The 23,946-nt window shown below is 70.7% G+C and carries 20 protein-coding genes and 1 pseudogene; 10 read left to right on the forward strand and 11 right to left on the reverse strand.

Annotated elements, in window-relative coordinates; all coding sequences use genetic code 11:
- Positions 1-154 precede the first annotated feature (154 nt).
- The 4 genes from gyrB to dnaA form a co-directional block, all read right to left on the reverse strand.
- On the reverse strand, positions 155-2,599 hold the full coding sequence (gene gyrB, locus FQY83_RS04335; RefSeq protein ID WP_146385441.1) for a DNA topoisomerase (ATP-hydrolyzing) subunit B: 2,445 nt from the start codon (positions 2,597-2,599) through the stop codon (positions 155-157).
- Positions 2,600-2,706: 107 nt separating this feature from the next.
- The gene (gene recF / locus FQY83_RS04340; RefSeq protein WP_146385443.1) at positions 2,707-3,813 is read right to left on the reverse strand and encodes a DNA replication/repair protein RecF; all 1,107 of its coding nucleotides are present in this window, start codon (positions 3,811-3,813) and stop codon (positions 2,707-2,709) included.
- Positions 3,814-4,003: 190 nt separating this feature from the next.
- A complete protein-coding gene (gene dnaN, locus FQY83_RS04345; protein WP_146385445.1) occupies positions 4,004-5,104 on the reverse strand; it encodes a DNA polymerase III subunit beta in 1,101 nt (366 codons plus the stop codon).
- Positions 5,105-5,563: 459 nt separating this feature from the next.
- Positions 5,564-6,895: a chromosomal replication initiator protein DnaA gene (dnaA, locus tag FQY83_RS04350; RefSeq protein WP_146385447.1), complete on the reverse strand. Its 1,332-nt coding sequence runs from the start codon at positions 6,893-6,895 to the stop codon at positions 5,564-5,566.
- 203 nt (positions 6,896-7,098) lie between these two features.
- On the opposite strand from dnaA, the gene rpmH reads away from it, so the two are divergent.
- From rpmH to FQY83_RS04375, 5 genes are all read left to right on the forward strand, one after another.
- Positions 7,099-7,239: a 50S ribosomal protein L34 gene (gene rpmH / locus FQY83_RS04355; protein WP_129470973.1), complete on the forward strand. Its 141-nt coding sequence runs from the start codon at positions 7,099-7,101 to the stop codon at positions 7,237-7,239.
- 59 nt (positions 7,240-7,298) lie between these two features.
- Positions 7,299-7,733: a ribonuclease P protein component gene (rnpA, locus tag FQY83_RS04360; protein ID WP_146386308.1), complete on the forward strand. Its 435-nt coding sequence runs from the start codon at positions 7,299-7,301 to the stop codon at positions 7,731-7,733.
- Between the two features lie 13 nt (positions 7,734-7,746).
- Positions 7,747-9,468, forward strand: a complete 1,722-nt coding sequence (gene yidC / locus FQY83_RS04365) for a membrane protein insertase YidC (RefSeq protein ID WP_146385449.1) — start codon at positions 7,747-7,749, stop codon at positions 9,466-9,468.
- A gap of 204 nt (positions 9,469-9,672) precedes the next feature.
- Positions 9,673-11,010, forward strand: a complete 1,338-nt coding sequence (mnmE, locus tag FQY83_RS04370) for a tRNA uridine-5-carboxymethylaminomethyl(34) synthesis GTPase MnmE (RefSeq protein WP_238333406.1) — start codon at positions 9,673-9,675, stop codon at positions 11,008-11,010.
- A gap of 196 nt (positions 11,011-11,206) precedes the next feature.
- A complete protein-coding gene (locus tag FQY83_RS04375) occupies positions 11,207-12,265 on the forward strand; it encodes an energy transducer TonB (RefSeq protein WP_146385453.1) in 1,059 nt (352 codons plus the stop codon).
- Between the two features lie 274 nt (positions 12,266-12,539).
- On the opposite strand, the gene FQY83_RS04380 is transcribed toward FQY83_RS04375, so the two are convergent.
- The 6 genes from FQY83_RS04380 to FQY83_RS04405 form a co-directional block, all read right to left on the reverse strand.
- Positions 12,540-13,712, reverse strand: coding sequence for an ABC transporter permease (locus FQY83_RS04380; RefSeq protein WP_146385455.1), 1,173 nt, complete (start codon positions 13,710-13,712; stop codon positions 12,540-12,542).
- Positions 13,709-14,452 (reverse strand): ABC transporter ATP-binding protein, encoded by a 744-nt coding sequence (locus FQY83_RS04385; protein WP_146385457.1) that lies wholly within the window; start codon positions 14,450-14,452, stop codon positions 13,709-13,711. Before FQY83_RS04385 ends, FQY83_RS04380 begins: the two co-directional genes overlap by 4 nt.
- Positions 14,453-14,561: 109 nt before the next feature.
- On the reverse strand, positions 14,562-16,079 hold the full coding sequence (locus FQY83_RS04390; protein WP_146385459.1) for an alpha/beta fold hydrolase: 1,518 nt from the start codon (positions 16,077-16,079) through the stop codon (positions 14,562-14,564).
- The gene (locus tag FQY83_RS04395; protein ID WP_146385461.1) at positions 16,076-16,276 is read right to left on the reverse strand and encodes a helix-turn-helix transcriptional regulator; all 201 of its coding nucleotides are present in this window, start codon (positions 16,274-16,276) and stop codon (positions 16,076-16,078) included. Before FQY83_RS04395 ends, FQY83_RS04390 begins: the two co-directional genes overlap by 4 nt.
- Positions 16,277-16,286: 10 nt before the next feature.
- Positions 16,287-16,862, reverse strand: coding sequence for a hypothetical protein (locus FQY83_RS04400; RefSeq protein ID WP_146385463.1), 576 nt, complete (start codon positions 16,860-16,862; stop codon positions 16,287-16,289).
- A gap of 140 nt (positions 16,863-17,002) precedes the next feature.
- Positions 17,003-17,725, reverse strand: coding sequence for a ferredoxin--NADP reductase (locus FQY83_RS04405; RefSeq protein ID WP_238333426.1), 723 nt, complete (start codon positions 17,723-17,725; stop codon positions 17,003-17,005).
- Between the two features lie 131 nt (positions 17,726-17,856).
- Between FQY83_RS04405 and FQY83_RS04410 the strand changes: the two genes are divergently transcribed.
- Genes FQY83_RS04410 through FQY83_RS04430 form a run of 5 tightly spaced genes read left to right on the forward strand, consistent with a single transcriptional unit; the run spans position 17,857 to position 22,989 of the window.
- The gene (locus tag FQY83_RS04410; RefSeq protein WP_146385468.1) at positions 17,857-18,849 is read left to right on the forward strand and encodes an ABC transporter ATP-binding protein; all 993 of its coding nucleotides are present in this window, start codon (positions 17,857-17,859) and stop codon (positions 18,847-18,849) included.
- Positions 18,846-19,661, forward strand: coding sequence for an ABC transporter permease (locus tag FQY83_RS04415; protein WP_146385470.1), 816 nt, complete (start codon positions 18,846-18,848; stop codon positions 19,659-19,661). The genes FQY83_RS04410 and FQY83_RS04415 overlap by 4 nt, the downstream gene beginning before the upstream one ends.
- Positions 19,661-20,593 (forward strand): 2-dehydropantoate 2-reductase, encoded by a 933-nt coding sequence (gene panE / locus FQY83_RS04420; protein ID WP_146386310.1) that lies wholly within the window; start codon positions 19,661-19,663, stop codon positions 20,591-20,593. The genes FQY83_RS04415 and panE overlap by 1 nt, the downstream gene beginning before the upstream one ends.
- A gap of 33 nt (positions 20,594-20,626) precedes the next feature.
- Entirely contained in the window at positions 20,627-22,186 is a 1,560-nt protein-coding gene (locus tag FQY83_RS04425) for an OmpA family protein (RefSeq protein WP_146385472.1), read from the forward strand.
- Positions 22,187-22,197: 11 nt separating this feature from the next.
- Positions 22,198-22,989 carry a hypothetical protein gene (locus tag FQY83_RS04430; RefSeq protein ID WP_146385474.1) on the forward strand — a complete coding sequence of 264 codons (792 nt, stop codon included), beginning with the start codon at positions 22,198-22,200 and terminating at the stop codon, positions 22,987-22,989.
- 140 nt (positions 22,990-23,129) lie between these two features.
- Here the strand turns inward: FQY83_RS04430 and FQY83_RS04435 are convergent.
- Positions 23,130-23,921 (reverse strand): annotated as a pseudogene (locus tag FQY83_RS04435) (TatD family hydrolase); the annotation flags it as partial.
- Positions 23,922-23,946 lie beyond the last annotated feature (25 nt).

Below are 23,946 nucleotides of genomic sequence, written 5' to 3' on the forward strand. Positions count from 1 at the left end.
CCGGTGTCCTCTTCGCCACGAGTGTGGCGGCGGACATCTTAATTTTTCGTCAACTTGTGCACTGCGATCGCGGACGGTGCGGCGCGACGACCGGCGGCGTTGCCGATTGTGTCCGTCGCGTGACAATCGTCCGCGGAACGCGCCGCGGACGACGCTAGATGTCGAGGTTGGCCACCTTCAGCGCGTTATCCTCGATGAACTCGCGGCGCGGTTCGACCACGTCACCCATCAGGGTGCTGAAGATCTGGTCGGCGGCGACCGCGTCCTCGATCCGCACCTGCAGCAGGCGCCGCGTCTCCGGGTTCACGGTGGTGTCCCAGAGCTGCTCGGGGTTCATTTCGCCCAGGCCCTTGAAGCGCTGGATCTGGCGGCCCTTCTTCGCCTCCTCCAGCAGCCAGGCCTGCGCCTGGGCGAAACTGGCGACCGGCTGGGCGCGGTTGCCGCGCAGGATCTGCGCGCCCTCGCGCACGAGGCCGTGCAGCAGCGCGGCGGCCTCGCGCAGCGCGCGCAGTTCACCGCCCTCGAACGCCGACAGCGGCAGCACCTGGGTCGCTTCCACGCCCATGTGGCGGCGGCGCGCGAGCAGGGCCGCGGGCCGGTCGTCGGTCGCCGGCTGCCATTCCAGCGCGTAGCGCGGGCGGCCGAGACCCTCGTGGTTGAGGCGCTTTTCCAGCGCCTCGAGCTCGTGGCGCTCGTCGGTGTTGGCGCTGAGGGTTTCCGGCTCCAGCGGCGTGAAGTCGATCAGCGCCTCGAGCAGCTGCGGGTCGTAGCGGTGCGCGTTGCGCGCGATCGCCTCGCGCGCGCCGGCGTAGGCGAGCAGCAGCTTCTCCAGCGCCGCGCCCTCGATCGGCGGTTCGCCGCTCGCCGGCACCAGCGCCGCGCCCTCGACCGCGTTGCCGGCGAGGTAGGCGTCGAGCGCCGCGTCGTCCTTCAGGTACAGCTCGGTCTTGCCCTGCTTGATCTTGTACAGCGGCGGCAGGCCGATGTAGACGTGGCCGCGCTCGAGCAGCTCGGGCATCTGCCGGTAGAAGAAGGTCAGCAGCAGGGTGCGGATGTGCGAGCCGTCGACGTCGGCGTCGGTCATGATGATGATGCGGTGGTAGCGCAGCTTGTCCGGGTTGTACTCGTCCTTGCCGATGCCGGTGCCGAGCGCGGTGATCAGGGTGCCGACCTCGGCGCTGGAGAGCATGCGGTCGAAGCGCGCGCGCTCGACGTTGAGGATCTTGCCGCGCAGCGGCAGCACCGCCTGGTTCCTGCGGTTGCGGCCCTGCTTGGCCGAGCCGCCGGCCGAGTCGCCCTCGACGATGAACAGCTCCGACAGCGCCGGATCCTTCTCCTGGCAGTCGGCGAGCTTGCCGGGCAGGCCGGCGATGTCGAGCGCGCCCTTGCGGCGGGTGAGGTCGCGGGCCTTGCGCGCGGCCTCGCGGGCGCGGGCGGCGTCGACGATCTTGCCGGCGATGGCGCGCGCCTCCTGGGGGTGTTCCTGCAGGAACTCCTCCAAACGTGCGGCGAACGTGCTGTCAACGACCGGCCTGACGTCGGAACTGACCAGCTTTTCCTTGGTCTGCGACGAGAAGCTCGGATCCGGCACCTTCACCGACAGCACCGCGATCATGCCCTCGCGCATGTCGTCGCCCGACAGCGTGACCTTGGCCTGCTTGGCGATGCCGTTCTGCTCGATGTAGTGGGTGAGCGTGCGTGTGAGCGCCGAGCGGAAACCGATCAGGTGGGTGCCGCCGTCCTTCTGCGGGATGTTGTTGGTGAAGCAGAACATCGTTTCCTGGTAGGCGTCGGTCCACTGCAGGGCGACGTCGACGGTGATGCCGTTCTGCTCGCCGCTCACCGAGATCACGTTCGGGTGCAGCGGCGTCTTGAGCTGGGCCAGGTGCTCGACGAAGCTGGCGATGCCGCCTTCGTACTGGAACACGTCGCGGCGGCCCTCCGCGCGCTCGTCGGCGAGGACGATCTTCACCCCGGAGTTGAGGAAGGACAGTTCGCGCAGGCGCCGGGCGAGGATGTCGTAGTGGAACTCGGTGTCGGTGAAGATCTCCGCCGCCGGCCAGAAACGGGTCAGGGTGCCGCGCCGGGTCGACGCCTCCAGGCGCTTGAGCGGGTACACCGGCTCGCCGAGCGAATACTCCTGCTGGTGGTGGAAGCCGTCGCGCCAGATGTCCAGCGTCAGCTTCGACGACAGCGCGTTGACCACCGACACGCCGACGCCGTGCAGGCCGCCGGAGACCTTGTAGCTGTTGTCGTCGAACTTTCCGCCCGCGTGCAGCACGGTCATGATGACCTCGGCCGCGGAGACCTGCTCTTCCTTGTGGATGTCGACCGGGATGCCGCGGCCGTTGTCGGACACCGAGACCGAGCCGTCCTCGTGGATCGTCACCACGATGTCGTCGGCGTGGCCGGCCAGCGCCTCGTCGATCGAGTTGTCGACCACCTCGAACACCATGTGGTGCAGGCCGGTGCCGTCGTGCACGTCGCCGATGTACATGCCCGGCCGCTTGCGCACGGCCTCGAGGCCGCGGAGCACGGTGATCTTGCTGGAGTCGTAGGTCCCGGAAGCGCCCTGGCTGGGCGTGGTGTCTTCGGTCATGCGCGGAATGGTCCCGTCCGGCGTGCCGCCGCGGGCGCCGGCAGCCGGCCGCGCGCAGCAACACATTAGTAATAGGGCTTGAAACGGGGAATTATAGCAGTTGCGCGCTATTCCACGCCCGCGGCCGGTCCCGCGGACGCCTGCAGTTCACCCTGTTCCACGTGGAACCACGCCGCCTCGCCCGTGGCCAGGTGCTCGGGAATCTCGGTCCCGGTGATGAAGACCTGCGCCTGGCTGTGCGTGAGCCAGGCCAGCGTCCGTCGCTGGTGGTCGCGGTCCAGCTCGGAGGCGAGGTCGTCGAGCAGGATCACCGGCCAGTCCCCGCCCCGCTCCGCCGCGCAGTCCCCGGCCTGGGTCATCAGGCAGCCCAGCGCCGCCAGCTTGGCCTGGCCGCGCGACAGCGGCTCCTGCGCCGGCTTGCCGGCGAAGCCGATGCGCCAGTCCGCCCGGTGCGGGCCGACCGTGGTGTGGCCGAGGCTGCGGTCGCGGTCGCGCGCGACCAGCAGGGCGTCGGCCAGCGACAGCTCGGCGCTGCGCCAGCCGGCGACGTAATCCAGCCGCGGCTCGCCCAGCGATGGTCCCAGCGCGGCCATCACCCCGGGCAGGCGCGCCTGCAGCCGGGCCAGGTAGGCCGCGCGCCGGCGCGACAGCGGTTCCCCGGCCTCGGCCAGCTCGTGGTCCCAGCTGTCGAGCTGGCCGTCGCGGGCGCCGGCCTTGAGCAGGGCGTTGCGCTGCTTCAGCGCGCGGGCGTAGCGCCGCCACAGCGACAGGAAGTCGTGTTCCACGTGGAACAGGCCCCAGTCGAGGTAGCGCCGCCGGGGCTCGGACTGGCCCGACACCAGCGCATGGCTGCCCGGCTCGAAGCTGACCACCATCAGCGCCGCACACAGCTCGCCCAGCTGGTCGACGGTCTCGCCGTCCAGCCGCCCCTCCCAGGACTGGCCGCTGTGGCGCAGGCCGGCGCGGTGCAGGCGCTCGCCGCCGGCCTCGCTCCATTCGACGAAGACCTGCAGCGCCTCGCTGCCGGCGCGGACCAGACCGTCACGGACCCGGCCCCGGAAGCCGCGGCCGTAGGCCATCAGGTGCAGGCCCTCGAGCACGCTGGTCTTGCCGGCGCCGTTGGCGCCGGTCAGCAGGTTCAGGCCCGGGCCGGGGGCCAGCTCGACCTCGCGCAGGCAGCGCAGGTCCTGGATCGTGAGGCGGGTCACGCGCACGGGCGGGCTCCGGGGCGCGCGGATGGTGCCGGGTTCGTGCTTCGGGTGATTCTTTCCGTGCGCCGGGTGGCCCCCACCCCAGCCCTCCCCCACAGGCGGGGGAGGGGGCCGGAGCCGGTCCGCAGACTGGCCCAAACAAAACGCCCGGACCGGGCCGGGCGTCGTCGTGCCTTGCCGCCGCTCCGGTGCGTCACAGCCGCAGCGGCATCACCACGTGGCGGCACTTCTCGCTGGAGGCTTCGCGCACCAGCGCCGAGGAGTTGGCGTCGCGCAGCTGCAGCACCACGTGCTCGTCGCGCAACGCGGTCAGGGCGTCGAGCAGGTAGTTGACGTTGAAGCCGACCGCCAGCCCGTCGACCGAGGTCTCGGCCTCGACCTCTTCCTGCGCCTCCTCCTGCTCGGGATTGTGCGCGTTGATGCGCAGCAGGCCCGGGGAGACTTCCAGCCGCACGCCGCGGTACTTCTCGTTGGACAGGATCGCCGCGCGCTGCAGCGAGGCGCGCAGGGCCTCGCGGTCGATCTTGACCTCGCGGTCGGCGCCGATCGGGATCACCGCCTCGTAGTCGGGGAAGCGGCCGTCGATCAGCTTGCTGGTGAAGGTGACATCGTCGCGCTTGACCCGGATGTGGTTGCGGGCCATCTCCAGCACCAGGCTGCGGTCGCCGCCCTCGAGCAGGCGCTGCAGCTCCTGCACGCCCTTGCGCGGGACGATGATCTGGCGCTTGTTCTGCACGGTTTCTTCCAGCGCGGTCTCGCACAGCGCCAGGCGGTGACCGTCGGTGGCGACGCAGCGCAGGCGCCTGTCGGCCAGGTCGAACAGCAGGCCGTTGAGGTAGTAGCGCACGTCCTGCTGCGCCATCGCGAACGCGGTGCGCTCGATCAGCTCCTTCAGCGCCGCCTCCGGCACGCTGACGCGCTCGGTGGCCTCGACCTCGTCGACCGAGGGGAAGTCGTTGGCCGGCAGGCTCGACAGGGTGAAGCGGCTGCGGCCCGCCTGCACGGTGATCTTGTCGCCGGCCTGCGACAGCGTGACCTTGCTGCCGTCGGGCAGGGCGCGGACGATGTCGAACAGCTTGCGCGCCGGGATCGTGGTTTCGCCGTCCTGGGCGTCGTCGACCGCGCTGCGCGAGACCATTTCGACTTCGAGGTCGGTGCCGGTCAGCGACAACTGTCCGCCCGAGACCTGGGTCAGCAGGTTGGCCAGCACCGGCAGCGTCTGTCGCCGTTCCACGACGTTGACCACTTGCGCCAGGGGCTTGAGGAGAGCTTCGCGTTGCAGGCTGAAACGCATGCGTTGGGTTCCCGTGACAAGGCTTTGAGAAACGGTAAGAACTTTAAAAACGGTGGTGCTAGGAGGGCCTGCGCAATGGGAGCAAGTGTTTCAAGTCCTTGTTTCCATTGAAATTTCTGGGTGCCTGTGGGTGTGGACAACTCGGGCCCGCCGGTGCCGGCAAGCTGTGGATGGTTCCTGACCCGGAAGGTTGTCCACAGCTTGTGCCAACGCTGTCCACGGACACCCCAACATCTAGTGTAGCGAAGGTTTCGCGGCCGGTGCGTGCTTCGTGGACGAAGCGCGATCGGGCGCCGGGCGAGGCGGCATATCGTCGGCCCATCCCGTCCCAAGGCCGTCATCCCGAACCAAGGCTGTCATCCCGAACTTAGTGAGGGATCTGCTTTTTGGGCTGCCGCAAGGCGAGATCCCTCACTGCGTTCGGGATGACAGTGGAGGGCCGGAAGGCCGCAGCGCAGGTCACTCGCTCAGCTTGCGGATCAGCTTGTCCCAGTCCTCGCGCAGCTTGCCGTCGGTCTCCATCAGGTTGCGGATCTGGCGGCAGGCGTGCAGCACGGTGGTGTGGTCGCGGCCGGCGAAGGCGTCGCCGATTTCGGGCAGGCTGTGTTCGGTGAGTTCCTTGGCCAGGGCCATCGCGACCTGGCGTGGGCGCGCCAGCGAGCGCGTGCGGCGCTTGGACAGCAGGTCCTTGATCTGCAGGCCGTAGTAGTCGGCCACCACCTTCTGGATGTTGGGGATGCCGATCGACTGCTGCTGCGCGCGCAGCAGGTCGCGCAGCGTCTCCTGCGCGAATTCGACGGTGATCGCGCGGCCGGTGAAGTTGGCGCGCGCGGCCAACGAATTGAGCGCGCCCTCGAGGTCGCGCACGTTGCCGTGCATCTTCTTGGCCAGCAGGAACGCGACCTCGTCCGGCACCCGGGTGCCGCGCTCGCGCGACTTGGCCAGCACGATCGCCGCGCGCGTCTCGAAGTCGGGCGGATCGATCGCCACCGACAGCCCCCACGACAGGCGCGACTTCAGCCGCGGCTCGAGGCCGTCGACTTCGCGCGGATAGCGGTCGCAGGTCATGATGATCTGCTGCTTGCTCTCGAACAGTGCGTTGAAGGTGTGGAAGAACTCCTCCTGCGTGCGGTCCTTGCCGGCGAAGAACTGGATGTCGTCGATCAGCAGCGCGTCGACCTGCTGGAACTGGCGCTTGAACTGGTCGGTGGTGCGCTCCTGCAGCGAGCGGAAGAAGGCGCTGTAGAACTGCTCCGAACGCAGGTACAGCACGCGCGCGCCGGGGTTGGTGCGGCGCATCTCGTTACCGGCGGCGAACATCAGGTGGGTCTTGCCCAGGCCGGTGCCGCCGTAGAGCAGCAGCGGGTTGTGGGCGCGGTCGCCGGGCTTGAGCGCCGCCTGCCAGGCCGCGGCGCGGCCGAGCTGGTTGCTGCGGCCCTCGACGAAGTTGTCGAAGGTGTAGTGCGTGTCGAGGTGGCCGGCGAAGGCGGCCGCCGGTGCGGCCGCGGTGGTGGCCGGCGAGGGCGCCGGCGCGGATTCGTTCGCGGCCGCGGCGCGCGGCAGCGAGCCGATCTCCAGCTGCACCTCGCCGCTGCCGGAGAAGTGCACCAGCAGCTCGCGGATGCGGCCGAGGTAGCGGCTCTGGACCGCGTCGCGCACGAAGGCGTTGGGCGCGTACAGCACGGTGCCGCCGTCGTGGCCGCGCGCCTGCAGCGGCTTGAGCCAGGTGTGCACGTCCTCGGCCGGCAGTTCGGCTTCCAGTCGTTCGAGGCAGCGGGGCCAGGCGTCCATAGCGGTGATGACGGAGAAAACGGGACCGCCGGCGCGCGGGCGGCGGCCGGTCGTCGGGTGGCGAGGGGAGGGCAGACTACCACCCGCACCCGGGCGGCGCACCCGCCGGCCGGCACCGGGCGAACGGGCCCGGCTTGACCCTGCCGCCCGCGGACCGCTAGAATCTCCGGTTCTTTCCGCCCGCTGTATTGCGACAGACCGCCATGGCCACCAAGCGCACCTACCAGCCCAGCAACCTCAAGCGCAAGCGCGACCACGGCTTCCGCGCCCGCATGAAGACCGCCGACGGCCGCAAGATCCTGGCCCGTCGCCGCGCCAAGGGCCGCGCGCGCCTGTCGGCCTGAGCCGCGGCACCGCATTGTCGCCGGCCGCGCATGGCGGCCAGGCTCCTTCGCTCCTCCCGATGAACGACGCCCGCTTCCCGCGACTGGCGCGGGTCCGCGCGCGCGCCGATTTTGACCGCATTTTCCAGAATGGACGCCGCGTCGCGCTGCCGATGCTGGCGCTGCACTGGCTGGCCGACGACACGCCGGCGCGACTGGGCCTGGCGGTCTCGCGCAAGGTCGATGCGCGCGCGGTCGGGCGCAACCGGATCAAGCGCATTCTGCGCGACCATTTCCGCCACCTCCGCGCCACCCTGCCCGGCGGCGCCTATGTCCTCGTCGCCCGTCCGCCCGCCGCCGTCGCGACGCCGCCGGCGCTGCGCGAGGCCATGACGGCGCTGCTGCGCCGCGCCGGTGCGTTGCCGCACCCGGCCGCGGACGGCACAATGCCGGCCGCGGATTCCCGCCCGGCATCCCCGCTTCCCCCCACCGCGCCGCCTCCCGCCGGCGAATGAGCCTGCCTGCCCGATGAACCAGACCCGCACCTTCCTGATCCTCGCCTGGCTGATGGTGGCGGTGCTGCTGTGGATGGAATGGAACAAGGAGCAGGTCGCGCCGCCGGCCGAGCCCGCGACGACCGTGGACGTGGCGCCCGGCCACGACGGCGCGGCGATCCCGTCCGCGCCGGCGGCCACGGGCAGCGCCGCGGTGCCTGCCGCGCCCGCCGTGCCGCCGGTGCCCGGCGCGATTCCAGAGAGCCGCGCGACCCCGGTCCCGGCGAGCGCGGTCACGGTCGAGACCGACGTGCTGCGGTTGCTGATCGACGGCGGCAGCGTGCTGCGCGCCGAACTGCTGCGCTATCCGCAGAGCCGTGAGGACGGCAGCCTGCCGGTGCAGCTGTTCGATGACACCCCGGCGCATTTCTACGCCGCGCAGAGCGGCTGGGTCAGCGCCGGCGGCGGCGCGCCGAACCACGAGCGGGGCTTCGTGCCGGAGACGGCCGAACGCACCCTGACGCTCGCGCCCGGCCAGGACGAACTGGTGGTGCCCTTCGTGTGGCAGGGCGCCGACGGCGTGAGCATCCGCCGCAGCTACGTGCTCGCGCGCGGGCAGTACGCGATCACCGTGCGTGACGACATCGCCAACGCCGGCGCGCAGTCCTGGCAGGGCTTCGTCTACCGCCAGCTCCTGCGCGGCACGCCCAACGTCAAGCGCGGCATGACCAATCCCGAGTCCTTCAGCCTGACCGGCGCGACCTGGTACGGCGCCGATAGCGGCTATTCGCGCCGCTGGTTCAGCGACTACGACGACGGCGCGATCAAGGCCAGCGACAGCGGCACGTGGATCGCCTTCGTGCAGCACCACTTCTTCAGCGCCTGGCTGCCCGATGGCCAGGGCGGCGCGAAGAACGAAATCGCGCTCGACACCGACACCAGCGCCGGCGCGCCGCGCTACCTGATCCGCGAGATGGCCAGCACGCCGGTGGTGGTCGCGCCCGGCCAGCAGGCCAGCGCCTCGGCGCGGCTGTGGGTGGGGCCGAAGCTGGTCGAACAGATCAAGGCGCAGCACGTCGCCGGCCTCGACCGGGTGGTCGACTACAGCCGCTTCTCGCTGATGGCCTGGCTGGGCGAGGGCCTGTTCTGGGTGCTGGCGAAGCTGCACGGCCTGCTCGGCAACTGGGGCTGGGCGATCGTCGGCCTGGTGGTGCTGGTGAAGATCCTGCTGTTCCCGCTGGCGACCGCGCAGTACAAGTCGATGGCGAAGATGCGCCGGTTCCAGCCGCGCATCCAGCAGCTCAAGGAGCGCTACGGCGACGACAAGCAGAAGTTCCAGGTCGCGATGATGGAGCTGTACAAGAAGGAGAAGATCAATCCCGTCGGCGGCTGCCTGCCGGTGCTGCTGCAGATGCCGATCTTCTTCGCGCTGTACTGGGTGCTGCTCGAATCGGTGGAGCTGCGGCACGCGCCGTGGATCGGCTGGATCCAGGACCTGACCGCGCGCGATCCGTGGTTCATCCTGCCGGTGATCAACATGGCGGTGATGTGGGCCACGCAGAAGCTCTCGCCGATGGTCGGCATGGACCCGATGCAGCAGCGCATGATGCAGATGATGCCGCTGGTGTTCGGCGTGATGATGGTGTTCTTCCCGGCCGGCCTGGTGCTGTACTGGGTCACCAACGGCGGCCTGGGCCTGCTGCAGCAGTGGTACATGCTGAAGAAGTACGCCGATCCGCCGCCGGCCAAGGCCTGAGCGGATCGGTGATGCGCATGAAGCCCGCCCTCCGGCGGGCTTTTTGTCATGCGCAATGCACCCTGCCCGTCATCCCGGCGAAAGCCGGGATCCATCTTGCCCTTGCGCTGGCAAGCCGCGGCGAAAGCAAAAATGGATCCCGGCTTTCGCCGGGATGACGACGGAAGGCGCTACGCTTTTCCCTGGACCCAATCGTTCACTGCCGTGACCGCGAGCCCCACCGACACCATCGTCGCCATCGCCACCCCGCCCGGCGCGGGCGGCGTCGGCATCGTGCGGCTGTCGGGACCGGCGGCGCATGCCATCGCGCAAGCCCTGTGCGGCCGCGCGCTGCGGCCGCGCCACGCCCACCATGCGCGCTTCCGCGACGGCGACGGCACGATCCTCGACGACGGCCTCGCGCTGGCCTTCGCCGCGCCGGCCAGCTACACCGGCGAGGACGTGGTCGAACTGCAGGCGCACGGCAGCCCGCCGGTGCTGCAGCAGCTGGTCGCGCGCTGCTGCGCGCTCGGCGCGCGGATGGCGCGCGCCGGCGAGTTCAGCGAGCGCGCCTACCTCAACGGCCGCCTCGACCTCGCCCAGGCCGAGGCGGTCGCCGACCTGATCGCCGCCGGCGACCTGCGCGCCGCCCGCGCCGCGCGCCGTGCGCTGGAGGGCGAGTTCAGCGCGCGCGTGGATGCGCTGGCCGACGCCCTGCTCGCGATCCGCGTGCACGTCGAGGCCGCGATCGATTTCGCCGACGAGCCGCTCGACACGCTGGGCGGCGCCGCGCTGCGCGCGCAACTCTCGGACGCGCGCGCGCAACTCGACGCGCTGCTGGCCGCCGCCGAACGCGGGCAGAAGCTGCGCGACGGCCTGCACGCGGTGATCGTCGGCCCGCCCAACGCCGGCAAGAGCTCGCTGCTCAACGCGCTCGCCGGCAGCGACCGCGCGATCGTCACCGACGTCGCCGGCACCACCCGCGACCTGCTGCGCGAGACGGTGCGCATCGACGGCGTCGAGCTGACCCTGGTCGACACCGCCGGCCTGCGCGCCGGCGGCGACGCGATCGAGCGCGAAGGCATGCGCCGCGCGCGCGACGAGCTGCGCCGCGCCGACCTCGCGCTGGTGGTGCTCGACGCGCGCGATCCCGACGCCGGCCTGCGGGCGCTGGCCGGCGACCTCGACGGCGTGCCGCAGCGGATCGTCGTGCACAACAAGATCGACCTGCTATCGGCGCCGCCGGCGGCGAACGGGGACGCGCTCCCGGCCTCGGCGCGCACCGGCGCCGGCCTCGACGCGGTGCACGCGCGCCTGCGTGCGGCCGCCGGGGACGACGGCGCGGGCGAGGGCGCGTTCACCGCGCGCGCGCGCCAGGTCCAGGCGCTGCGGCGCGCGGCCACGGCGCTCGCCGACGCGGATGCCGCGCTGGATCGCGAGCGGCTGGAGCTGGCGGCCGAGGCCCTGCGCATCGGCCACGACGCCCTCGGCGAGATCACCGGCCGCACCCTGCCCGACGACCTGCTCGGGCGCATCTTCTCGACCTTCTGCATCGGCAAATAGCGCCGGACCCGGCGCCGGCGCCCGGTCGATCCGACGCCGGCGACGCGGCCGGCCATCCGCCGTTTTCCGCGAACTGCGTCACGGTTTCGGTCGTCGCGCGCCGTCAGACTCCGTGCCCACGGCCCGGCAGTTGACAAACGCGGCGGGCTGTCGCGTCCTAGACGCACACGTGGTCCGTCATCACAGGGGAAAATCGATGTCCACCAACACCACCGCGACAGGCGGGAGGGCGATGCGTCCGCTCTTCACCGCGCTCGCACTCGCGCTGAGCCTGGGCGCCCTGCTCGTCTCGTGCAAGAAGGAAGCACCCGCGCCGGACGCCGGACCCGCGGCGACGCCGGGCGCTCCGGCCGCGCAGGAGCAGCCCGCCGAGGCGGTCTCGGCCGAAGTGGCCGCGCTGAGCGCCGAGCAGCTGCGCGAAGCCGCCTCCAAGGCCTACCAGGAGAGCCGGCTGTACGCGCCCGGCGGCGACAACGCGATGGAGTACTACCTCGCCCTGCGCGACAAGCAGCCGGCCGACGCCGGCGTGTCGAGCGCGCTGGTCGACCTGCTGCCGATGACCGTGATCGCGACCGAGCAGAGCCGCGACCGCGGCGACTTCGCCGAAGCCAGGCGCCTGCTGGCGCTGATCGAGAAGACCGATTCCTCGTACCCGGCGGTGCCGCGCCTGCAGACCACGATCGCCAGCGCCGAGACCGAGGCCACGCGCCGTGCCGCGCAGGAACAGCTGACCGCGGAACAGGAAGCCGAGCGTCGGCAGCAGCTCGAGCGCGAGCGGCAGGAACAGCAGCGGCTGGCGCAGGAGCAGGCCGCACGTGAACTGGCCGCGCAGCAGGAAACCGCGGCCCAGGAGGCGGCCCGCCAGGAAACCGCGCGCCAGGAAGCGGCCCGCCAGGAGGCCGCGCGCCAGGAGGCCGCGCGCCAGGAAGCGGCCCGCCAGGAAGCCGCGCGCCAGGAAGCGGCCCGCCAGCAGGCGGCGAGCGCCCCGGCGGCGAGCGCGACGCAGCTGCGCGCGATCAGCACGCCGGCGCCGCGCTATCCGCCCGACGCGCTGCGTGCGGGCACCGCGGGCGAGGTGCAGCTGGAGTTCACCGTGGCGGTGGACGGCTCGGTGGATGCGGTCCGCGTCGTGCGCGCCGATCCGCCGCGGACCTTCGATCGCGAGGCGATCAACGCAGTCCGCCGCTGGCGCTTCGAGCCGGTGCCGGCGCCGGTCACCACGCGGCGCACGATCAACTTCAGCCCGGCGCAGTAGGCGGCAGAGGTTCCGAGGAACGAAAAAGCCCGGCGAAAGCCGGGCTTTTTGATTGGTTCGGGAGCGCGATGGCAATGAAACCGTCATCCCCGCGAAAGCGGGGATCCAGTGTCTTTCGTCAAATCAAAATGGATCCCCGCTTTCGCGGGGATGACGGCGGAAAAGGTGTCGCCTGGAGACCGTCAACCTCTGCCCATGGATGGCTCGTGCCTTGCAGGATCCCGCCTGGGGAACGTCTCGTCCCCTGCGCTCCTCGCTGCAAGCGACCCATCGCCTACGCCGAAATCGCCAGCCGCTCCTTGTGGTACAGCCGCGCGGCCAGCAGCCACAGCACCAGCCCGAGGCCGAAGCCGGCGGCGAGGTACACGCCCCACTCCTGCGCGCTGATCGCCTCGCTGCGCACCAGCTTGAGGATCATCTGGTTCTGCGCCAGGAACGGCACCGCGAACTGCCACAACTGATTCTTGATCGGGTTCACCATCAGCATGATCGTCGGCACGATCGGCAGGAACATCAGCACGCTCATGTAGCTCTGCGCCTCCTTCACCGACTTCACGCTGGCCGCGATCAGGGTCAGCAGGGTGGTGCCGATCAGCACCATCGGCAGCAGCACGAACAGCAGCTGCGCCATCACCGGCAGGGTCACGTCGACCAGCTGCAGCGGCCCCGGCGCGAACTGGAAGCTGAACTTGAACGCGAGCACGATCAGCAGCAGCGAGAGCATGCCGAACAGGCAGGCGGCGAGGATCTTGCCGCTCATGATCGCCGCGCGCGCCGCCGGCGTGGCCAGCAGCGGCTCCAGCGACTGGCGCTCGCGCTCGCCTGCGGTGACGTCGATCACCAGCGCCGCGCCGCCGAGGAAGCTGAACAGGATCAGCAGGTAGGGCAGGAACGCGAGCAGCATGCCGCGCCGCGCTTCCGGCGTGGCGACGTCGCGCTGGCCGACCTGCACCGCGAAGCCGGCCTCGGGACTGACGCCGCGGTTGATCCCGCGCAGCGCGCCGACCGTGCGGCTGTACTCGAGCAGCACGCCGCGCAGCCGGTTCACCGGGATCTGCGAGTCCTGGCGCGAGCTGTCGTAGATCAGCTCGACCTTGGCGCTGCGGCTGGCGCGCCACTGCTCGCCGAACTCGGGGTCGATCCTGAGCACCACGTCCCAGGTCTGGTCGCGGACCTCGCGGTCCGGGTCCTGCGGCGCGGGTTTGGCCTCGATGTTGCGGCCCTTGAGGAAGGCGACCAGGTTCGGCGCGTGCTCGGCGCCGACCACCGGCAGCTCCAGCGTCGATTCGAGCTGGGTGCGCATCTTCTTCTCGGCCATCGCGCCCATGCCCAGGATCAGCGCCGGCATCACGATCGGCCCGAGGAACAGGCCGAGCATCATGGTCTTGCGGTCGCGGAACAGGTCCAGCAGCTCCTTCTTCGCGACGGTCCAGATGGCGGACATCATGCGGCTTCTCCTTCGAGGTCGGCCAGGCGCACGAACACGTCCTCCAGGTCGGCCAGCCCGGTGAGTTCGCGCAGCTCGTCGGGGGTGCCGATCGCGCGCACCTCGCCGTGCGCGATCACCACGATGCGGTCGCACAGCGCGGCGACCTCCTGCATGATGTGGCTGGAGAAGATCACGCAGCGGCCCTCGTCGCGCAGCTTGCGCAGGAAGCCGCGCAGGCCGCGGGTGGTCATCACGTCCAGGCCGTTGGTCGGTTCGTCGAGGATCACGTTGCGCGGGTCGTGCACCAGCGCGCGTGCGATCGCGGTCTTGGTGCGCTGGCCCTGCGAGAAGCCCTCGGTGCGGCGGTCGAGGAAGTCCTCCATCACCAGCGTCTTCGCCATCTGTGCGGTGCGCTCGCGGATCAATGCCTCGTCGAGCCCGTGCAGGCGGCCGAAGTAGGCGATGTTCTCGCGCGCGGTCAGGCGCTTGTAGACGCCGCGCGCGTCGGGCAGCACGCCCAGGCGCTGGCGCACCGTGGTCGGGTCCTTCGCCACGTCGATGCCGTCGACCTCGATGCGGCCCTGGTCGGGCGTCATCAGCGTGTACAGCATGCGCAGCGTAGTGGTCTTGCCGGCGCCGTTGGGGCCGAGCAGGCCGGTGATCTGTCCGTCGCGCGCCTCGAAGCCGACGCCTTTCACCGCATGCACGGGGCCGGTCTTGGCCTTGAAGGATTTGTGGAGGTTGTCGAGGAGGATCATGGGAAGTCCGTGATTCGTGGATGGGTGATGGGTGATTCGAAGAAGCGGATTCGGATGATTCGGCTGCTGCCGTTACCCATCACGAATCACGAATGACGAATCACCGCGCCTACGGCTCCCAGCCGTAGGCGCCCGCAAACGGCGGCTGCGCCGACAGCCGGTCGAGGCAGCTGGCGTCGAGCGCCTTCGCGTCCGCCGATTCGATGAACTGCGCGAACAGCTTGGGCATACAGCCGGTGCCGAGGACGCTGTGGCCCTGGCCGGGCAGCACCAGGTGGCGGCCGTTGGGCAGGGTCGCGACCACGTCGTCGCCGTAGCGCGGCGGCGTGACCGGGTCGAGCTCGCCGCTGACCGCAAGCACCGGCACCTCGCCCGACAGTGGCGCGCGGAAGCCCTCGGCGCGCCTGCCCTTCGGCCAGACCGCGCACTGCTGCTGCATGAGATCGACCAGCTGGTTGCCGAGCACGGTGTCGGCATCGGCGGCATCGCTGCGGAACTCGGCCACATCCTCGCTGCAGCTCACCGACAGGCTCATGCCCATCGCGATCATGTCGCCCATCTGCGACGAAAGCATCCGCGACTGCGCGAGCAGGCTCTCGTAGCGCTGCTGCGAGGCTTCGTGCAGCAGCAGCGGCAGGGTGGCGGCCATCGAGGGCTGGTAGGCGTACATCCGCAGCAGGCCCATCAGGTGGCCGTAGCGTGGCACCTCCTCGCGCCACTCGCCCGACACCGGGTCGCGGTAGCGCACCGGCGCGATGCCGCCGGCCTGCAGCCGTTCGCGCACCAGGGTCAGCTGCTGGCGCGGATCGCCCAGGTTCGTCAGGCAGGCCTCGCTGGCGCGGCAGCGCTGGAACTGCGCGTCGAGCGCGTCCTCGAGGTTGCGCGCGTGGTCCTGCCCGAGCACCAGGGTGTTCGGCGCCACCGAGTCGAGCACCAGGCTGCGCGTGTGCCGCGGGTAGGCGGCGGCGTACTGCTGCGCCACGCGCGTGCCGTAGGACACGCCGACGAGGTTGATGCGCTCGACGCCGATCTGCTGCCGCACCAGGTCAAGGTCGCGGATGTGGTCGCCGGTGGTGTAGAAGCGCAGGTCGCTGGTCTTTTGCAGTTCGTCGCGGCAGGCTTCGGTGAGGCGCACCACCGCTTCCGGTGTTTCGTTCGCCGGGTCCGCGAGGGTGGCCTCGTCGCTGAAGCCGGGGCACTGCAGCGGGTTCGAACCGCCGGTGCCGCGCGCGTCGACCAGGATCACGTGGCGATTGCGCCGCACGTCGGAGAACGCGTTTGCCAGCGCCGGGAAGCTTTCGATCGCCGACTGGCCGGGACCGCCGGCGATCATGTAGATCGGGTCGGCCTCGGCCATGCCCCTGGCCGGGACCAGCGCGATCGCGAGGTCGATCTTGCGGCCGTCGGGGGCGTCGTGGTCCTCGGGCACGGCCAGCGTCGCGCACTGCGCCTCGACCGAGCTGCCGCCGGGCGCGGCCAGCGCGCAGGGTTCGAACGCGATCTGGCCGTAGTGCAGCTTGCCCTGCGCGTCGGCGCGCGGGCCGGCCTGCTGGCGCGAGCCGCCGTCGCAGGCCGCGAGCAGCAGCGCGGCGGCGAGCAGGGAGACGGGGAACAGCGTGGACTTCATGCAGGGCTCTCCGGGAAGAAAATCGATTCGAGGGTGGCGTCGAACACCGCGGCGATCCGGAACGCGAGCGGCAGGCTGGGATCGTACTTGCCGGTTTCGATGGCATTGATCGTTTGCCTCGACACCTCCAGACGCTCGCCGAGCTGGGCTTGTGACCAGCCGCGCAGCTCACGCAGTTCGCGGACGCGGCTCCTCATCGCCCGGGCCTCAACGGTAGCGCCGCGCCACGAAGGCCTTGGCGATGCCGTAGGTGGCGCAGACCAGCGGGAAGACCCAGATCATGGCGACGTCGCCGGGCACATGCACCAGCCGCGCGGACTGCAGCAGGCCGCCGGTCATGTACAGCATCGACACGAACACGGCGGCCACCCCGACCGATTCGAGTTCGATGCGCTGCTGCATCTCGTCCAGGCCGCGCATGTAGCGGACCATGCCGCGCACCGCGAAGCCGATCGGCAGCAGCGGCGCGATCGCGACCGCGACGCGCAGCAGGGGCAGGTCCACGCGCCTGAGCAGCCAGATCGACGCCGACAGCACCAGCACGTAGGCGCCCATCGACGCCGCGAGTTCACGCAGGTAGCGACGGGTGACGCCGGGCGGCGCCGTGTCGCAGTCCGCGTCCGCGCCGCGGTGCGCCACCGCCATCGCGGCCAGCAGCAGGGCGCCGATGAAGAGGACGATGGCAAGGTCCCTCGACATGCCGGGCACCAGGCACAGCAGCAGGGCGGCGGCGCCCAGCACGACCGCGGTCGCGGCCAGCGCCCGGTATGCGGTCAGGCGCATGGCGGCGGGCCCGGGCGGGATGGAGGGATCGCGTTGGCGGGTGGGAACGTCATGACGGGGGTGTCAAGGAAGCTTGACACAAGCATGTGCCCGGCGGGTCGCTGTGTCAAGCGTCCTTTACAACAACGGCATGAAGGGGGCTATTTGCTGCTGACGTATTTCTCGCGCCGGATCTGCGGCACCGCCAGCCCCGCCGCCTTCAGCGCCTCAAAGCAGGCGTCGACCATGTTCGGATTACCGCACAGGTAGGCGATGTCGGTCGCCGCATCGGGCGCGAACTCGGCCAGGAACTGCTGCACGTAGCCGTGGCGCACGTCGGCGTGCGCCTGCGCCGAGCCCGGCGCAGGCAGCTCGCGCGAGAAGCACGGCACGAAGCGGAAGTTCGGGTGCGCATCGGCGAAGGCGCGGAACTCGTCGCCGTACAGCAGTTCTTCCGGCGTGCGCGCGCCGAACAGCAGCACCACCTCGATGCCGCGCTGCGCGATCGCCTGCTCCAGCAACGGCAGCATCGCGCGGTAGGGCGTGACCCCGGTGCCGGTGCCGATCAGCAGGTAGCGGCGGTTGGCGTCGTTCGGCATCAGGCAGAAGCGGCCGAACGGGCCGCTGGCCTGCACCGTGCCGCCCTGGTCGAGCCCCTCGAACAGCGCCGTCGCCGCGCCGCCGGGGACGTAGCTCACCGCGATCTCGACCGCATCGCCCGGACCGAGCGCGTGGTCGTGGATCGTCGCCAGCGAATACGAGCGCTTGGTCGCGGTGCCGTCGGCGTAGTGGAAGTGCACCTGGATGAACTGGCCGGGGATGAAGTCCAGCGGCTGCCCGTCGTCGCGGGTGAAGGTCAGGTGCGCCACCGACGGCGCGAGCATGCGCCTGCCGGTGAGCTTGAGCGGAAACTGGAGGATGGCCAAGACGGAAATGGAATGGTCCGGCCCGGGAGCGGGCCAATGGGCCGCCTATACTAGCGGCTTGCCGCGATGCGCGGCCAAGGCAACAAGCGATGACCGTGCTTCCCAAACCAGCTCCCGGCGCCCCAGCGCTGCGGATCCGCGACCTCCGCAAGACCTACGACAACGGCGTGCAGGCCCTCAAGGGCGTGTCGCTCGACGTGCAGCCGGGCGATTTCTACGCCCTGCTCGGTCCCAACGGCGCCGGCAAGAGCACCCTGATCGGCATCGTCTCCTCGCTGGTCAACAAGAGCGCCGGCGAGGTTTCGGTGTCCGGCATCGACCTGGCCACGCGCCGCGACGAAGCGATGCGCCAGATCGGCCTGGTGCCGCAGGAAATCAACTTCAACCTGTTCGAGAAGCCGCTCGACATCCTGGTCAACTACGCCGGCTTCTACGGCGTGCCGCGCGCGCAGGCACTGGTGCGCGCCGAAGAGGAACTCAGGAGCGCCTTCCTCTGGGACAAGGCGAAGGTGATGAGCCGCACCCTGTCGGGCGGCATGAAGCGCCGGCTGATGATCGCGCGGGCGATGATGACCCGGCCGCGGCTGCTGATCCTCGACGAGCCCACCGCCGGCGTCGACATCGAGATCCGCCGCGGCATGTGGAGCACGCTGCGCGAGATCAACGCCGCCGGCACCACCATCATCCTGACCACGCACTACCTAGAGGAAGCCGAGAACCTGTGCCGCAACCTGGCGATCATCGACCGCGGCGTGATCGTCGAGCAGGGGCCGATGAAGGCGCTGCTGGCCAAGCTCGACGTCGAAGGCTTCCTGCTCGACGTCGAGGGCGCGCTGCCGGCGGCTCTGCCGGCGATCGAGGGCGCGGCGCTGTCGGCGATCGACGACCACACCCTCGACCTCGACATGCCGCGCGCGATGGACCTCAACCGCGTGTTCGCGGCGCTGGGCGAGGCCGGCATCCGCGTGCGTTCGATGCGCACCAAGTCCAACCGCCTCGAGGAGCTGTTCGTGCGCCTGACCACCGCCGGCGTCGGTGCCGCCGATGGCACCGCGCAGCCGGAGCCGGAGCCGGTGGCATGAGCGCCGCGGGCACGACTGCCGCCGCCTCTGGCGAAACCACGACGCTGCGCCGCAACCTGGTCGCGCTGGGCACCATCGCCCGCCGCGAGGTGATGCGCATCCTGCGCATCTGGAGCCAGACCCTGGTGCCGCCGGCGATCACCATGACCCTGTACTTCCTGATCTTCGGCGGCCTGATCGGCAGCCGGATCGGGACCATGGACGGCATCGGCTACATGGACTTCATCGTCCCCGGCCTGGTGATGATGAGCGTGATCCAGAACAGCTACGGCAACATCTCCTCGTCGTTCTTCGGCGCCAAGTTCGGCCGCCACGTCGAGGAGCTGCTGGTCAGCCCGATGCCGCCGTGGGTGATCCTCGGCGGCTACGTCGCCGGCGCCGTGCTGCGCGGGCTGATGGTCGGCGTGATCGTGCTCTGCATCGCCATGCTGTTCACCACCGTGCGCATCCCGCATCCGCTGGTAACCCTGTCGACGGTGCTGCTGGGCGCGACGATCTTCTCGCTGGCCGGCTTCGTCAACGCGGTGTTCGCCAAGAAGTTCGACGACGTCGCCATCGTGCCGATCTTCATCCTCACTCCGCTGACCTACCTCGGCGGCGTGTTCTATTCGGTCAAGCTGCTGCCCGGCTGGGCCGAAGCGGCCACCCACGCCAACCCGATCTTCTACATGGTCAACGCCTTCCGCTACGGCCTGCTCGGCCAGAGCGACGTGCCGCTGTGGCTGGCGTACGTGCTGATGCTGGCCTTCGTGCTGGCGCTGGGCGCGCTGGCGCTGTGGCTGCTGAAGAAGGGCGTGGGGCTGCGCAGCTGATGCGCGTGCTGGTGCTCGGCGCCGGCGGCACCGGCGGCTATTTCGGCGGGCGGCTGGCGCAGTCGGGCGCGGACGTGACCTTCCTGGTACGCCCGGCGCGCGCGCAGGCGCTGGCGCGCGACGGCCTGCGCATCCGCAGCCCGCTGGGGGATGCCGACATCGCGGTGCGCACGGTGACCGCCGACACGCTGGCGGACGCGGTGGCGCGCGCGCCCTACGACCTCGTCGTGCTCTCGTGCAAGGCCTACGACCTCGACGCCGCGATCGACGCGGTGGCGCCGGCGATGGGCGCGGGCATCACGCTGATGCCGATCCTCAATGGCCTGCTGCACTATGCCGCGCTCGACGCGCGCTTTGGCCGCGGCAACGTGCTCGGCGGCCTGTGCTTCATCAGCGCGACGCTTGCCGACGACGGCGCGATCGAACACCTCGGTCGCCCGGCCTCGATGACCTTCGGCGAACGCGATGGCGGCACCAGTGCGCGCGTCGAAGCGTTCGCGGCGCTGTGCGCGCGCGCCGGCATCGACCATGTCGCCAGCGACGACATCGCGCAGGAGCAGTGGAACAAGTTCAGTTTCCTCGCCACGCTCGCCGCCGGCACCTGCCTGATGCGCGCCAGCGTCGGCGCCATCGTGGCGGCCGAGGGCGGCGTGGACTTCATGGCGGCATTGCACGACGAATGCCTGGCGGTGGCCGCCGCCGAAGGCCGGCCGATCCCCGCCGGTGCGCGCGACATCGCCCGCGCCGGCCTCACCCGCGCCGGCTCCGACGTGAAGGCGTCGATGCTGCGCGACCTCGAATCCGGCGGCCGCGTCGAGGCCGCGCACATCGTCGGCGACATGTGGCATCGCGCGCGCGCGGCGGGCATCGACGCGCCGCGGCTGCAGGCGGCGTGGGTGCACCTGCAGTGCTACGAAACAGTGATGGGTTAACCTCGCCCGTTCCACCCGAACGGAGCAGGATGCATGCGGAAGCGGAAGATTCTCGTCACCGGCGCGCTGTCGCTGGCACTGGCCGCCTGCGGCGGCGGCAATCCGGCGCCTGAGCAGGCCGACGCCGCTGTCGATGCCGCGCAGGCCCCGCAGGAGGCCGCGGCGCCTGAACAGGACGCCGCCACCGCGCCCGCGGCGCAGGCTGCCGGAACGACCGCCGCGGCAGCGGCCGACGGGCTGCAGGACAGGGCCGGCAACCCGATCGCGCTGCTGCCGTTCGACATCAACAGCGTGCCGGCGAGCACCGCCGCCCTCGGCGACCTGCCGTTCTTCTCGCTGCCCGAGGGCTACGCACCGGTCAATCGTCCGTCGCAGCGCGCCTTCGCGCGCTTCCCGTTCCGGCTCGGCGACGGCCTGCATTGGGTCGAGGGCGCGAGCTGGAACAGCCTGGTCGGCATCGCGCGCGACCAGCGCCGCGACAAGGAGTATTCGGCGCGCGAGCTGCGCCGCAACCTCGAGGCGGTGCTGGAGCAGGCCGGCGCGAAGAAGGTGTTCGAAGGCACGCTCAACCGCGACCTCTACTACGGCCCGCAGCTGGAAGAGGAGATCGGCCAGGGCTTCATCGACGGCGTGAACATGAGCGGCGACGTGCCGACCACGGTCCACGTGATCCGCCAGGCCGACCGCAACATCTGGGTACAGCTGTCCACCGACAGCCGCAGCGCCGGACTGGTGGTGGTCGAAGAGCGTCCGTTCGCGGCGACCGCGCGCTGGAGCGACGCGCCGCCGTTCCTGTCGCCGCCAGCCGGCTACAGCGGCGACCGGCCGAAGAAGCGCGACTTCGACATGTATCCGTTCTGGACCGGCAGCGACTTCGAGGAGGTCGAGGGCCGCGCCCATATCGCCACGGTCAGGGCGAGCGAACGCGGGACGCATTCGCTGCACGAGGTCCGGCGCAATCTGGAGGCGATGATGGCCGAGGCCGGCGGCACGAAGGTGTTCGAGGGCCGCATCCCGAAGGAGGCCTCGGAGCGCTACGGCTTCGACCTGAAGAGCCCCTACAGCGACGGCACCAGCTTCAGCTGGCACGACTACGACTCGCTGGTCTATCGCGTCGACCGTCCCGACCGCCGCCAGGTCTGGGTGCATGCGCGGCTGGAGTACAACGGCGGCGGCTGGGTGGTGATGGAGCGGGAAGGCTTCGTGCAGACCGCGGCGCTGCTGCCCGCCTCGGCGCTGAAGCAGCAGCTCGACGCCGACGGCCGCGTCGCCATCCAGGTCAACTTTGCCGTCGACAAGGCCGACATCCTCCCCGACTCGCAGCCGCAGATCGATCAGGTGCTGGCGCTGCTGCGCGAGGACCCGGCGCTGCGGCTGTCGATCGATGGCCACACCGACAACACCGGCGAGGCCGCGCACAACCAGCGCCTGTCCGAAGCGCGCGCGAAGAGCGTGGTCGCCGCGCTGACCGCGCAGGGCATCGACGCCTCGCGCCTGGAGGCGAAGGGCCACGGCCAGTCGCAGCCGGTGGCCGACAACGACACCGACGAAGGCCGGGCGAAGAACCGCCGCGTCGAGCTGGTCAGGCGGTGAGGCCGCCGAGGATGCCGGCGGCCGCCGCCGGCCTGGCCGCGGCAACGCTCGCGCTGCTGGCGGGCGGGTGCGGCGGCCCTGCCGCGGACGGAACCGGGAATGCCGCGCCTTCGGCCGCCGCCGATGCACCGACGCTGTACCTCGACCAGGTCGTGCAGATGCTGGAAGAAGGCCGCAACGCGCAGCTCGAGGGCTACCGCGACCGGGTGCAACGCTGCCGCGAGGCGGGCTTCCCGGTCCAGCCGATCCCGGCGTCGGACGAGCACCTGATCGCGACGCAGCGCTGGCGGATGTGGCGCGATCGCGACCGCTACGCCTATCGGATGGAAGTCTGGCACGTGGCCCAGCCGGAAGCGCCCTCGACCCCGGCCGAACTGTGCACGTTCACGCTGGGGCTCACCGGTCTGCACGGCTACGTGGACGCGCAGCGGGCGATCACGCTCGACCTGGAGACGGGTGAGCGCATGGAAAGCGATGGCAATCCGGACATCGTCATGGCCGTGCGCGATCCGCCCGGCGGGAGCGGACCGGCGGGCACGGCCGCGGCGACGGTGGCCGGGCAGCCCTGCAACCGGTGGCAGGCGCCGAGCGGTGCCACGGTCTGCATGTGGTCGGGCGGCACCCGCTGGGGCTTCGCCAGCAGCGCCGACGACGAGTTCAATCCCGGGACGGGCATGCACCTGGATCACATCGTGCTGGAGGCGAGCCCGCCGCCGGACGCCATCGGCTACGAACTCAGGACCACGACCTTCGTCGTGGGCGCGCCACTGGACGAGGGCGCGCTGCAGCCGCCGCAACCATAGGGTCTGAACAACTCGCGCTCAACTCGTCATCCCCGCGAAGGCGGGGATCCAGTGTCTTTGCTTTCAACGGCTCGAAGTCGCTGGATCCCCGCCTTCGCGGGGACGACGGACATGAAAGCGTTGGCGCCAAATGCTGGGCGTGAGTCAGGCAGCCGGAAGAACGCGCGCGCGGTGGCCGAGGCATTCGCCGCGGTCACCGCGACGTCCTCGCCGCGGTCGCGCGCCAGTTCCTCGACGATGTGCGGCAGGAAGGCCGGCTCGTTGCGCCGGTCCTTCGGCATCGGCCGCAGCGTGCGCGGCAGCAGGTAGGGCGCGTCGGTCTCGACCATCAGCCGGTTCGCCGGGATGTTCTTCACGATCTCGCGCAGGTGCGCACCGCGGCGCTCGTCGCAGAGCCAGCCGGTGATGCCGATGTGCCAGTCGCGGTCGAGGTAGTCGAACAGCTCCTCGCGGGTGCCGGTGAAGCAGTGCACGACCGCCGGGCCGAGGCGGCCGTCGAAGTCCTTCATGATGGCCAGGAAGTCGGCGTGCGCGTCGCGCTGGTGCAGGAACAGCGGCTTGCCGGTGTCGACGCCGATCTGCAGCTGGCGCTCGAACGCCCGCCGCTGCGCCGGGCGCGGCGAGAAATCGCGGAAGTAGTCGAGGCCCGTCTCGCCCACGGCCACGACTTCCGGATGCGCGTGCAGCGCGCGCATGTCCGCGTCGCACTCGTCGGTGTACTCGATCGCGTGGTGCGGGTGCACGCCGGCGGTCGCGGACAGCAGGCCGGGGTGCGCCTGCGCGAGCGCCAGCGCCTTCGGCGAATGCTCGCGGCTGGCGCCGGTGACGATCATCCGCGCGACGCCGGCGTCGCGCGCGCGCTGCAGCACCGCGTCGCGGTCGCGGTCGAAGCTGTCGTGGGTGAGGTTGGCGCCGATGTCGATCAGATTCATGCGCCTATTGTAGGAGCGCCCCCGG

The organism is Luteimonas marina (genome assembly GCF_007859325.1).
Lineage (GTDB): Bacteria > Pseudomonadota > Gammaproteobacteria > Xanthomonadales > Xanthomonadaceae > Luteimonas > Luteimonas marina.